Genomic DNA, 15,501 nt, shown 5'->3' on the forward strand with positions numbered 1-15,501 from the left:
TGTTAAACCATAAGTATTTTCTAGCTTGTATTTTTATAATTTAAATGGGTAACTTTTATATAAAATCATGAAATTAAACAAGCAAATTGAAGGTAAAAAAATTGGTATTGTACTATCTGGTGGAGGTGTAAAAGGTGTAGCCCATGTAGGCATTTTAAAAGCTTTACTTGAAAATAATATAGAACCTAGCGTAATATCTGGCTCAAGTGCTGGAGCTATAGTAGGTGCTTTATATGCCAATGGAACAAGTCCTGAAGATATGGTTTTATTTTTTAAAGACACTCCCCTTTTTAAATATAGCCATTTTACAATAAACAAACCCGGTTTATTTGATACTGATAAATATTTAAATTCTTTTCAAAAATATTTTCCCAATAACGCTTTTGAAGCATTAAAAAAACAATTATACGTTTGTACAACAAATTTACAAACTGGCGAACCTCATTTTTTTAGTAAAGGTGAATTATTAAAACCTGTATTAGCATCAGCGGCATTACCTCCTGTATTTAGCCCTGTTAATCTTAATAATGAATTACATGCTGATGGTGGCATAATGAATAATTTCCCGATTGAACCTTTAATAAAAAATGTAGATTTTATAATTGGCTCCAATACATCTGCTTTTAAAGTAATGGATAGTAAGTTGTTAAAAAATTCATTACAATTATCACAACGTGCAAATTTGCTAATGTTACATGCCAATGTTAGGTACAAATTGCATTTACCTAATCTGTTATTTACACCCGAAAATCTTGATTCTATAGGTATTTTAGATAAAAGAGGTATTGAAAAATCATATCATATAGGATATGATTATGCTTCTAAAATTTTAGAAAAACTCAATTAAAATATCGATTAAAAACATATTTATTCGTTAAAAAACACTAAATTAACGAATTAACTTATTTTTTTAAGCTTATTTTTCTAATTTTACACTGGTTAAATCCTGTTAAAATGAAAAATAGTTTTTTAAGTACATATTTTTCAATTTCATTTTTATTCATTTTTTCTTGTTTTAGTTTTCTACACGCACAAAATGATTCAAGTTTAATTGATAAAATTGAACACATACGCTCTACTCCAGATTTTTCTACAAAAAACACAGAATACATAGATCTTTTATTAGAATTAGCAAAGAAAAAAGTAAGAACAAACCCAGATAGTACAATTATTCTCCTTGAACAAGCAAATAAATTAAGTAAAAATATTAATTATAAATACGGAGAAAGTATTGCATTATCAACATACGGCTATTATTTTTTTGAAAAAGGCGAAACAGAAAAAGCATTTGAAAATAATCAAAAGGCATTAAAAATGTCTGAAAAACACAACTTAAATGAACCCAAACTTCGTGCATTAAATAACATGGGGCTAGATTATTGGATTCAAGGTGAAGCAGAAAAAGCTTTACCAATGTTTTTAGAAGCTTTATCAGTAGCCAAAATCATGAATAAAATAGACATGATTATTAGCTTAAACATTAACATTTCTAATATTTATAGTGAAAACGGTGATTTTAATACAGCTGAATCTTTTCTTAACACTGCTCGTGAAATGAGTACGAAAATTAAAGATGAAGAAGTTCTAGCTTTCACACAATTAAATATGGCACTAGAATATTCTAAAATTGGAAATTTAAATGAAGCTGAAAATATTGTTGATTTAAGTATTAAATATTTTGAAAAAAAAGGGGTTAAAGATTGGTTAGCTCATGCCTACGAACAAAAAGGAAGTATTGAAATAAAAAATAAAAATTATAACAATGCCATTATTTGGTTGAAAAAATCTGAGTCGATATGCGACGAAATTGATTTTAAATATGGACATGCTCTAGTTTATAATGGATTAGCCAAATCTTATTTAGGAGTTAATAATTTAGAAAACGCAAAAAACTATGGAATCAAATCCTTAGAAGTCTCAAAAGAACTCAATATAGCTACAACTATAAAAGAATCTAATGAAACGCTATACCAAGTATATCAAAAATTAGGAAAATATGAAATGGCCTTTAGTCATCAACAAAAATATTTAGAATTATTTAAAAAAGAAACGGAAGAAAAATTTAAAAAAGGTCTTGGGCTTTTAAGAGCAAAAACCAATTTTGAAAATCAAAAAAAACAACTTATTCTAGAGCAAACTAAAACCCTAGAAAAACACAAAAACTACACTTATTTAGCCGTAGGTGTTTTAATTATATCATTAATTACTTTATTCTCAATAGTTAAAACAACTAAGCTTCAAAAAAAATTCAATCAAAAATTAAAATTTAAACAAGAAGCTTTATTAGTTCGAGAAGCTGAATTAAGTGAATTAAATAAAACAAAAGATAAATTGTTTTCTTTAATAGCACACGATTTAAAAGGTCCTATAAATTCACTTTACGAATTACTAAAATTATATGTAGATGAGCCTTTTAGCCAAAATGAGTCTAAAACTTTTTTCACTAATGTCCTAAACGAAACTCAAAGGTTATCCGATATGCTAAATAATCTACTCATTTGGGCAAAAACACAAATGAATGGTATAAATATAAAACAAGAAAATTTAAATATTTATAATGCTGCTCAACACAGTATTATATTATTAAAGCCACTTTCTGTAAAAAAGAACATTAAAATAATAAATAAAATACCAAAAGAAATAATTACCTATAGTGACAAAGCTTTTCTGTCAATTATATTTAGAAATCTAATTACCAATGCTTTAAAGTTTACAGATGTTAATGGCAAAATTGAGCTTTTACTTGTAAATATGGAAAGTTTATTACAAATTAAGATTAAAGATAATGGAATTGGCATGACCGAAGATGTTCAACATAAATTATTTAAAACAGAACACATAAAATCCACTTATGGCACTCAAAACGAAAAAGGAACAGGTTTAGGTTTATCTATTTGTAAAGATCTTATAAACAAAAACGGAGGTGAAATTTGGGTTAAAAGTAAAGTTAATATGGGCACGGAGTTCTGTTTTACAATTCCCAAAGAAAAACTCAATAATTAATTTCTTACCTCTCCCCTTTTTAACCAAAAATCAATTTTAACTTTAGCTATAATTTTCAATCAAAGAAAATAATTATATCTCTTTTCTTTGATTGAAAATTTATCTTAATCAATTTATTATTAAAATTCCCTTACAAAATTATAATAATAAATTTACACTAATATCCACTCATCGATATTAAACATACTTTTATCTACACATTAAGTAAATTAATAGAAATAAAATCTTATCTTAATTAAAATTTCTTTTTTTACAATTTACAATCCTAAAAACTATTAAAAGTGAAAAAATATTTACTTTTTACATTTCTATGCTTAACCGTACTAAAATCTTTTAGTCAATTAGATAGTTCACATTATTTACCCCCACTCAAACAAACTTCAGGCACAAATAATACAGCAACACACCAAAGTACTGCTGCAATTAACCAGCAAGCTATTTATTTATCAACACCAGAGGTAACTCCATTTACTGTTAATGTATATCGTGGTACATCTACAACCCCATGGCTAACAATACCTAGCCTTGCTAATGGTAGTCCGTTTACTATAGATTCAAGCAATGGGTTAACAAATAGTAACAATAATATAACCTTAGTCACAAATGTTAACACAGGTCAAGTTTTAAGTAACTCAGGATTACGATTTGAAGCTCCTGGAGGGCAACAATTTTATGTAAATTATAGAGGTCGATCAGGTTCTCAAGCAGGATCTTTAACCTGTAAAGGAACCAAAGCCTTAGGTACAGATTTTCGCTGGGGAGGCATAGCCAATAAACATAACAATGTAAACTCAAGTACAAGTTTAGGTATAATGGCAACTGTTGATGGTACTGTAGTAACTATTTCAGGTTACGATAGCGATTGTGCATTTCGTGATGGTATATCTCCTTATGGTTTAACAGACGACACCATAAATATAACATTAAATGCAGGACAAACTTATGTTTTAGAAGCTGTAAGAAATCAAACAGGAACTAATGCTAATGCAACTGCCAGTGCTGCTAATTTAGATGGTTGGTTAGGAGCAAAAATTACCTCAACACAACCCATTGCCATTGCTAATGGTGGTTTAAACACAGGAATATCAACATCTAGTCAAGCACGTGATGTTGGCATCGATCAACCTGTTCCAACAAATATTTTAGGTAAAGAATATGTATTTATTCGCGGAAATGGAGATGCTAACGATGGTAGCGAGTTTCCTATTATTGTTGCTATTTCAAATGGTACAGAAGTGTATGCAGATGGTAACTTAATAGCAACTATTGACGATGGCGAATATTTAGAAATTCCTGGCTCTTATTATTCTGGTAATACAGCGGGCTCTAATATGTACGTAACAACATCAAAAGACGCATACGCTTTTCAATGTTTGGCTGGAATAGAAAACAGAATACAAACAATAGGCATGAATTTTATAGCGCCAGTTAATTGTTTACTACCAGATTCTATTAGTGAAATTCCTCAAATACAAAGAATAGCCGGGACAAACTCAAATGTATCGGCACTTACAATTATTGCTTCTGTTTTAACAGATGATGCAGATGTTGAAATATATCAAAATGGCGTTCAAATAGCTACTCCTGCTTCAACTATAGTTCAAGAAGGCACTACACCTACCGCTTGGAAAACCTTTTTTGTATCGGGACTTACTGGCGAAATTTCAGTAGTTACGCCTGGACCAATTGCCGTGGGTACATTTATGTCTTTAGGTTCAAATGCAGGGTTAGCTGGTTATTTTTCTGGTTTTGATACCGTACCAGAAGTAGAAGTTACTGTAACTGGTGGAGGATGTTTTCCGGGTTCTTCAATTCAAGAAGTTTCAGGTAGCTTTTTCTCTTACGAATGGTATAAAGATGGGGCTTTAGTTACAGATACAGATTTAGATCCCGCTAGTTTCGATCCAACTTTGACTGGAGTTGGAGATTATTTTGTGAGAGTTACAGATTTTGGAGGTTGTACCTATGATTCTTCAATAATATCATTTTATAACTGTGATCCAGAAATTCAAATTTTAAAAACTGATGATGCAGACCCTATTGATGCCGGTAGTAATGTAACCTTCACAATAACCGCCGAAAGCTTCTCGGTAAACGAAGTTACTAACTTTGTAATAACAGATGTTTTACCCCCTGAATTCGATTTGATTAGTGCTACGCCAAGTACAGGAACATCTTGGTTAAATCCCGATTGGACCATAGGAACAATTCAACCAGGAGAAAAATTTACTCTAGAAATTGTTGCCCGTGCTAAAGATGAAGCATCAGGTACTGTAACAAATACTGTAACATATAATTTTGATGACATAGCCAACGAAAGCAATACAATAACTGATGATTTAAGTGAAGATGTTACCATAAACCCTTGTAATACAGCTTCTGATCCATCTAGTACACCAACGTTATGTGTTAATACTACTTTAATAGATATTACACACACTACAACTCAAGCTACTGGTATTGGAACACCTGTAAACCTTCCTGCAGGTGTTACTGCTTCATGGTCTTCAGATGTTATAACCATAACTGGAACTCCTACTGTTTCCGGTATTTACAATTACTCTATACCATTAACTGGTGGATGCAATACAGTAAACGCAACAGGAACTATTACTGTAAATGAATTACCTATAGCTAATGATATTACAGGAGATAATGTCGTTTGTATAGGTGAATCAATATCTTTAACAGAAGGAACAACAGGAACCATATCTTGGAATTCATCAAACCCAAGCATTGCAACAATAGATTCAAATGGAAATGTAACTGGTATTGCAAACGGAACAACAGATATTACATATACAATAACCGAAGCAAATGGTTGTACTTCTAATTCATCAAATAATTTCACTGTTACAGTTAATTCACTACCAGAAATAACATCACTTACCACAAATTCTGATATTTGTGAAAATGAAACCGCAGAGTTTTACATTTCTGGTACTCCCAATGCAGAAGTTACATACAACATTAATAGTAATGCCAATGAGACCATAACCTTGAATGCCACGGGAAATGCTACTGTTACATTCGCTAACGCTCCCTCAGATATTACTATTAATTTAATTTCTATTGAAAATACTACAACAAATTGCTCTACTTCTTTAAATAACACCGAAACTGTTACAGTAAATCCTTTTCCAACTTTAGCTAGTTATTTTGATATTATAGAATGTATAGATGATCCGTACACTCCTGGAGGTCAAATATTAAATGCTAATGATGCTGTTACATTAAATCCTAATACAACTTTAACATGGTATGATGCTGCTTCTGGAGGAAATGTTGTCTCTAATCCAATTGTCGATACACCTACTCCACCAACAGACGCCCCTACATCCTACTATGCACAAATAGAAGACACTAATACAGGGTGTATTAACCCTAATAGAATAGAAATAAAATTACAAATTGTAAATCCTCCTTTCCCTGATTTATATCCAGAAGTATGTTCTAATGAAGCTTTAAATGTGGGTTTATCTTTTGCTGTAACTTATACTGTATCATCTTCAGATAATGCTAATGTACCTCCTGGACCAGACAGAACAACTGCCAGCACTAACAATATTACAGATATTTATGTTAATAATACTAGTTCTCCTGTTACAGTAACCTATTTAACCACAATAGCAGATGGGTCTGCATGTAATGGGGAAACTTTTGAAATAATTGTCACTGTATACCCTGAAAGTAATGCCGGTAGTATATCTCCAGATCAAGTAATATGTTCTGGAGACACAGCCAGCGATATTAATTTAACAGGAATAATAGGTGACGTTATTAATTGGGAACGTTCAACAAGTGCAAGCTTTAGTAGTATTACAAACATTTCAGAAACAACAACAACTTTAGCAGGAAGCACATTAGGGTCATTAACCGAAAACACCTATGTTAGAGCTGTTATTAAAAGTGGTAATTGTACTTCCACTTATTCACCAATACATGTTATTAATATTGATGAAACTAGCCCAATTATAACTGGCACGTTACCCAATATATCTAATACAGGATGTACTGCTGCAGACGCTCCAGTCGCTGTAAATACAGTTTCAGATTTAGAGAGTTTAGGATTAACAATCTCTGATGATTTTACTGCAAATAATAATTTAAATGTAACTCACGTTGATACTGATAATGGGTATTGCCCAATTGAGATTATTCGAACATATACCATTGAAGATAACTGCGGAAATAGTAATGATATAACGCAAAATATTACAATTACCATTGATGCTTTTTCTATTGCTGATGCAGATGGTGCCTCAACTATTGATTGTATTGATGATGCTACTGAAACTTTTACTCTACCAACGGTTACTGATTCTTGTGGAGATGTTATAACTCCTTCAACTGCAGTAATTACTGAAAATCCCGATCCGTTAACTTGCGAAGGCACTCGTACTTACACATACACTTACGCCGATTGTGCTGGTAATTCTGATACTTGGGCCTATGTTTACACCATCGACACACCAACGTTAACTATTGCTGATGCAGATGGGGCTTCAACTGTTAATTGTATTGATGATGCTACTGAAACTTTTACTCTACCTACAGTTACAGATTCTTGTGGAAACGTTTTAGATCCTTCAAAAATTGAGATTAACGAAAATCCCAACCCTATTACATGTGAAGGAACCATTACCTATATTTATACCTATACAGATTGTGCGGGTAGTTCAGATATCTGGCAATTTGTTTACACCATCGATACACCTGCTTTTTCTATTGCTGATGCAGATGGGGCTTCATCTGTTAATTGTATTGATGATGCTACTGAAACTTTTACTTTACCTACAGTTACTGATGTTTGTGGCAATACTTTAACGCCTTCAGCCGCAGTAATTACTGAAAATCCCGATCCGTTAACTTGCGAAGGCACTCGTACTTACACATACACTTACACCGATTGTGCTGGTAATTCTGATACTTGGGCTTATGTTTACACTATCGATACACCTGCGTTTTCTGTTACAGATGCAGATGGAGCTTCAACTGTTAATTGTATTGATGATGCTACTGAAACTTTTACTTTACCTACAGTTACTGATGTTTGTGGTAATACTTTGACGCCTTCAGCTGCAGTAATTACCGAAAATCCCGATCCGTTAACTTGCGAAGGTACTCGTACTTACACATACACTTACACCGATTGTGCTGGTAATTCTGATACTTGGGCTTATGTTTACACCATCGATACACCGGCGTTTTCTATTGCTGATGCAGATGGGGCTTCAACTGTTAATTGTATTGATGATGCTACTGAAACTTTTACTTTACCCACAGTTACTGATGTTTGCGGTAATACTTTAACACCTTCAGCTGCAGTAATTACTGAAAATCCCGATCCTTTAACTTGTGAAGGCACTCGTACTTACACATACACTTATACAGATTGTGCTGGTAATTCCGATACTTGGGCTTATGTTTACACTATCGATACACCGGCGTTTTCTGTTACAGATGCAGATGGGTCTTCAACTGTTAATTGTATTGATGATGCTACTGAAACTTTTACTTTACCTACAGTTACTGATGTTTGTGGTAATACTTTAACGCCTTCAGCTGCAGTAATTACCGAAAATCCCGATCCGTTAACTTGCGAAGGTACTCGTACTTACACATACACTTACACCGATTGTGCTGGTAATTCTGATACTTGGGCTTATGTTTACACCATCGATACACCGGCGTTTTCTATCATTAATAATGCGGAAACTTCTACAATAGAATGTTTAACTGATGCAACTCAACCTACAGCTCCAACAATTACAGACGTTTGTGGCAATAATATTGTTCCTGTAATCACAGAAAACACTGATCCAGAATGTGAGGGTGACAAAATATACACTTTTACATATACCGATTGTGCGGGTAATTCAGCACAATATGTGTATACTTATGTTATAGATTATACTATTTCCCCAATTGTTCCTGCTAACGAAACATCAACAGTAAACGATCCTGATGATGCTGTTCAGCCTGATGCCCCAATTGTTACAGATAATTGTGGAGAAAACATTATACCTGTTGTTACAGAGAATACGACACCTGAATGCGACGGACAAAAAATATATACATTTACTTATACCGATTGCTCAGGAAATACATCTGTTTATACTTATACATACAACATTGATGTAACCTCAACTTTAGAAATTGAAGATACAACAACAGTATCTTGTAGTGATGAAGCTTTAAATTTTGATTTAAACGATTTAACTTCATTATCAAATGTTACTTTCGATTGGGTGATAACACCAAATTCCAATATAAGTGGTGCTAGTAATGGTAGCGGAACTTTGCTTAACGATACCATAAACAATATAAGTGGAACATCTCAAGATGTTATATATACAATTACACCATATAATTCAGATGGGTGCATGGGTAATACTTTTGAAGTTTTAGTAACAATTAACCCCGAACCGTATAATAATTCAGCGCCTACAGATACTACTTGTAGCAACATAGCACTAAATCATAATTTAAATAATGATGTTAATGTTTCTGGTAGTTCATTTAGTTGGGTAGCTACAGATAATCCTAATGTTACAGGTGAAACAACTACACCTACAACATCAAATATTATCACAGATAATTTAATTAATGTTTCAGGAGCTACACAAACGGTAATATATACTATAACTCCAACAAGCAATTTAGGCTGTGTTGGTAATTCTTACATATATACTGTTATTGTAAGTCCTGAAGCTGTTCTTTCAGTTAATAAAATAGCTTTAACTGCAACCGATGGAAGTTATGACAGTGTTGGAGAAATTATTGAATATGAAATTACTGTTGAAAATATTAATGAGGTTGAGGTTAGCAATATAACACTAACTGATGCTAATGCAGATTCAATTTCACCTGCCTCAGTAAGTTCTATTCCTGCTTTTGGATCGACAACTTTTGTAGTAACTCATAAAATTACTCAAACCGATTTAGATGCTGGAGAAGTTATTAATAGTGCATCGGTAACCGCTACGGATCCTTGTGGAAATGTGGTAAATGCAATCTCCAACGATCCAAGCACAACAGCTCCAAACGATAGTACAGTAACTCCTTTAATACAGTCACCTGAGTTATCATTATTAAAAGATGTTACTTTTAACGATGAAAATGGTGATGGTATACCACAAGCCAATGAAACGTTAACATATAATTTCACCATATCTAATACAGGTAATGTTAGTATAACTAATATTAGCATAACCGATCCTTTAATTACTGTTAATGGCGGACCAATAGATTTAGCACCAAATACATCTGATAGTACAACCTTTGCAGGAATATATACTATAACACAAGGTAACATAGATTCAGGTAGTGTTACAAACTCTGCTACAGCTACTGGAGCCGATAGTAATGGTAATTCAGTTTCTGATATATCAGATGATCCTAGCGATCTAACAAACAGTGATATCGATGGTGATGGCGACCCTGATGACTCCACAATTTTTACTTTTGTTGAATCTCCTGAATTAACAATTTATAAAACTGGCGTGTTTATTGATGAAAACAGTGATGCTGTTGCTCAAGCAGGAGAAACAATTGTTTATTCTTTTAACGTAATTAATTCTGGAAATGTAACTATTTCAAATATTTTAATATCAGACCCTCTTGTAACAGTTTCGGGCAGTGCTATAACTTTAGCACCTTTAGAAAATGATAACACTACTTTTACCGCCGTTTACACGCTTACTCAAAACGATGTAGATAATGGCAATGTTACTAATACAGCAACTGCATCTGGTACATCTCCAAATGGAACAACTGTTACAGACACATCGGATGACCCAACAACCACAGATAGTAATGATGCCACAGTAACTGAATTAACTCAACAAGCACAAATATCATTATTAAAAACAGCTGTATTTAACGATGAAAACAGTAACGGTTTTCCTGAAGCTTCAGAAACCATAACTTATATTTTTACTGTTCAAAATACTGGTAATACTACTATTTCTAATATAACAATATCTGATCCGTTAGTTACCATAACAGGCGGACCTATAAATTTAACACCTAATGAAATAGATGACACATCATTTACAGCAACTTATGTATTAACCTTATCGGATGTTAATAATGGTGAGGTTGAAAACTCGGCTACAGTTACTGGTGAGGACTCTAATGGAGATACTATTACAGATGTATCTGATGATCCATCAAATACAACCAATACAGATATTAATGGCGATGGTGACCCTGATGATATAACAATAACAACTCTAAATGCAAACCCAAGATTAAGTATAGAAAAAACAGGAATATTTAATGATGAAAATGGTGATGGATTTGCTCAAGTTAATGAAACTATAAGTTATATTTTCAACGTTACTAATATTGGTAATGTAACAATTTCTAATATTATGGTTTCTGATGCATTAGCTACTGTTTCAGGAGGACCAATTACATTAAACCCTAATGAAAACGACAATACATCATTTACAGCTACGTATAGCTTAACACAAGAAGATATTGATAATGGTAGCTTTTCAAATTCGGCAACAGTAACCGGTAACGATCCTTCTGGAACTTCTATTTCAGATACCTCCGATGATCCTAATAACACTGATAATATCGATTCTAACGGTGATGGTGAACCAGATGATGTTACTGTAACCGAATTACCTACTTCAAGCAGTATAAGCTTAACAAAATTAACTTTACCAGCTACAGATGGCTCTTACAATACATTAGGCGAAATAGTAAGTTATGAATTAACAGTTACAAATACTGGTAACGTAACCCTATACAATATAATTGTTACCGATACTAATGCAGATTCTGGAAGTATAATTCCAGCAGTTATTACTATGTTAGCACCAGGAGATATTGCTACCGTTTCGGCATCTCATACAATTACACAAGATGATTTAAATGCCGGTTTTGTAAATAATTCAGCTTCTGTAACCAGTGATGATCCTTTTGGAGATGTAGCCACAGATATCTCAGATGATCCAGATAATCTTACTGATAATGATACCGACGGCGATGGAGATCCTGATGATATTACAACTACAATTATAGAACAAGACCCAGCAATGGAACTGGAAAAAACAGCAATCTTTAACGATGAAAACGGAGATGGTATTCCTCAAGAAGGAGAAACTATTACTTATAACTTTACAGTAACAAATACAGGTAATGTAATAATCTCAAATATTAGTATTACAGACCCTTTAATTACAGTAAACGGTGGACCAATTACTTTAATGCCAGAAGAAATAAACAACTCTACATTTTATGGCGTTTATAATATTACGCAAGCAGATATTGATGCTGGTAGCATTACAAATACGGCAACAGCTACAGGGTTAGATACAACTGGTAATAATGTTTCAGATACCTCAGACGATCCTAATAACCCGACAGACAGCGACACAAATGGAGATGGTGACCCTGATGATTCCACAGTTACAATCTTACAGAATGCTCCTGAGCTAACACTTTATAAAACAGGTATCTTTATAGATTCAAATGGAGATGGTTTAGCTCAAGTGGGTGAATCCATTCAATATATATTCGATATTTCTAACACAGGAAATGTTACAATATCAAATATAACAATAACAGATCCTTTAGTTAACGTTACAGGTGGACCAATAAGTTTAACTCCTGGTGAAACCGATAATACAACTTTTGTAGCTAATTATATTTTAACACAAAACGACGTTGATAATGGCTTTGTTATTAATACAGCTACTGCTAATGGAAATGCACCAAACGGCGACACCGTTACAGATACATCTGACGACCCTACAACAACTAATGATAACGACCCTACTAACACATCATTATCAAGAGAACCTAAACTTACCTTATTAAAAATAGGTGATTTTAATGATGAAAACGGTGATGGAATTCCTCAAGCAGGAGAAACTATTTTATATACATTTATAGTAAGAAATACCGGAAATGTTACGCTGTTTAATGTAGAAATAAATGACCCAATTGTTCCCGTTACTGGAGGTCCAATTGATTTAGCTCCAGCACAAACAGACTTTAGTACTTTTAGCGCATTATATACAATTTTACAAACAGATATAGATAGTGGGAATCTTACCAATACAGCAACTGCTACTGGCCAAGATATAGATGGAACCTTAACTACAGACGTAAGTGATTTCTCAGATGATCCTGATAACCCAACTAACGAAGATTTAAATGGTGATGGTGACCCTGATGACCCAACTGTTACTACTCTAATAGGTAACCCTGAATTAACTCTTGAAAAAATTGGAATATTTAACGATGAAAATGGTGACGGAATTGCTCAAGTAGATGAAACCATCACTTATAATTTTACAGTAACAAACTCAGGTAATATAACAATAACCAACATTTCAATATCAGATCCTTTAGTTACTGTACTTGGTGGTCCAATTGATTTAGCTCCTAATACTTTTGATGAAACAACATTTACTGTTACTTATGCAATAACTCAATTTGATATTGATTCAGGAAATGTGGTTAATTCTGCTACAGCTTCCGGACAGGATCCTGATGGAAACACAATATCTGATAATTCTGACGACCCTAACAATTCATCTAATGTAGATGATAATAATGACGGTAATCCAGACGATGATACTGTAACAACAATCCCTACTATTAGCAGTATTGCTATTACAAAAGAAGCATTAACAGCAACAGATGGTAATTACGATACTTTAGGTGAGGTTATTACTTATAACATTATAATTACCAATACAGGAAATGTTACTTTAACCAATTTAGTAATTACAGACGATAATGCAGATGTTGGTAGTATTTCACCCTCAGCTATCACTATTTTATTGCCAGGTGAATCGGTTTCAGTTTATGCTCAACACACCATAACTCAAACAGATTTAGATTTTGGTTCAGTTACTAACACAGCATTAGTTGAAGCTCAAGATTCTTTTGGAAATAATATTTCAGATGAATCTGATGATCCTAATAACTCAACAAATAACGATAATGATGGTGATGGTGATCCTGATGATGCAACAGTAACTAGTATTAATCAAAATGCAAACCTATCTTTAACAAAAGCTGCAGATGTAGCACCAGATGGTGCTTGGGACACACTTGGTGAAATAATAACTTATACATTAGTTGTTACAAATACTGGTAATGTAACATTAACCAACGTTATAATTACAGATGCCAATGCAGATGTTGGTAGCATTTCACCTGCAAATATTAGCTCTTTACTACCAGGGCAATCTGTAAACATTACAGCTAATCACACTATAACCCAACAAGATTTAGATGCTGGTTTTGTTACCAACACAGCCAATGTAAATGCAGAAGCCCCTAACGGAGATTTAGTTTCAGATACTTCTGATGATCCAAATAACACAACAGATAATGATATTGATGGTGATGGCGATCCTGATGATAGCACAATAACAACCTTACAACAATCTGGAAGTGTAAGTATTGCTAAAACTGTTGATTTTGATACCTATGTAAATATTGGAGATTTATTAACCTACAACATTACGGTAACCAATACAGGTACTGTTACGCTTGTTAACTTAATAATTACAGATCCAATTGCAACAATTACAGGGGCTTCAACTATTAGTTCGCTTGCTCCTGGTGAAATATTTATTACATCAGCAGAATATATAATTACCGCAGAAGATATTAATAATGGCTTAGTTGAAAACACAGCTTATGTAAATGCAACTATAATTAATACAAGTAATAGTTTTGATGAAGATTCTGATGATCCAACAGATTCTACAAATATTGATTTAGATAACGATGGTGATTATGAAGATCCTACCGTAAGTACTTTTACAGGGCTTTCAGACTTAAGTATTGAAAAAGTTGTAGATAATGCTAACCCTGTGGTTGGCGACCAAATAATTTTTACAATTACTGTTGCTAACGAAGGTACTGTAACTGCAAATAATATTATTGTTGAAGAATATTTACCTAGCGGATACGAATTTGAATCTTATATATCAACTTCAGGGGTATATTCAGATAATAGTGGTGAATGGATTATTCCTTCTTTAGAAGAAGGTGATGTTCAAATATTAGAAGTAACAGTTACAGTTTTAGGTTTTGGTGATTATTTAAATATTGCCACATTAGCAAGTTTTGAAGGTGCTACAGATACCGATTTGAGTAATAACTCTGATGATGTTGATACAACCCCAGAATGCCAATTTGTTTACAACGAGTTTTCTCCTAACGGTGATGGTGTAAATGAAACTTTATATATTGATTGTATTGAACGCTACCCAAATAACACCTTTGAAGTTTACAACCGTTGGGGTAATATTGTTTACAAAAAACAAGGTTACACCAATACAAATGGTTGGGATGGTTTATCTAATGGTAGAGCAACTTTAGCTAAAGAAGCAGAGTTACCTGTTGGAACTTATTATTATATTTTAAATTTAGGAGATGGATCCAAGCCTAGAGTTGGTTGGATTTATATCAACAGATAGCCTTGATAAGTAATAAAAAACTTACAACAAAAGAATT

General features: G+C 33.0%; 3 protein-coding genes. All 3 read left to right on the plus strand.

Going from position 1 to position 15,501, the window contains the following annotated elements:
• Positions 1–67 precede the first annotated feature (67 nt).
• The 3 genes from LG649_RS02545 (at position 68) to LG649_RS02555 (ending at position 15,464) form a co-directional block, all read left to right on the plus strand.
• Entirely contained in the window at positions 68–847 is a 780-nt protein-coding gene (locus LG649_RS02545; RefSeq protein ID WP_226540558.1) for a patatin-like phospholipase family protein, read from the plus strand.
• Positions 848–954: 107 nt separating this feature from the next.
• On the plus strand, positions 955–3,003 hold the full coding sequence (locus LG649_RS02550) for a tetratricopeptide repeat-containing sensor histidine kinase (protein WP_226540567.1): 2,049 nt from the start codon (positions 955–957) through the stop codon (positions 3,001–3,003).
• A 281-nt stretch (positions 3,004–3,284) separates the two neighbouring features.
• Positions 3,285–15,464 carry a DUF7507 domain-containing protein gene (locus LG649_RS02555; protein ID WP_226540568.1) on the plus strand — a complete coding sequence of 4,060 codons (12,180 nt, stop codon included), beginning with the start codon at positions 3,285–3,287 and terminating at the stop codon, positions 15,462–15,464.
• The last annotated feature ends 37 nt before the right edge of the window (positions 15,465–15,501 follow it).

It is taken from the genome of Neotamlana laminarinivorans (genome assembly GCF_020523925.1).
Classification (GTDB): Bacteria; Bacteroidota; Bacteroidia; order Flavobacteriales; family Flavobacteriaceae; genus Neotamlana; species Neotamlana laminarinivorans.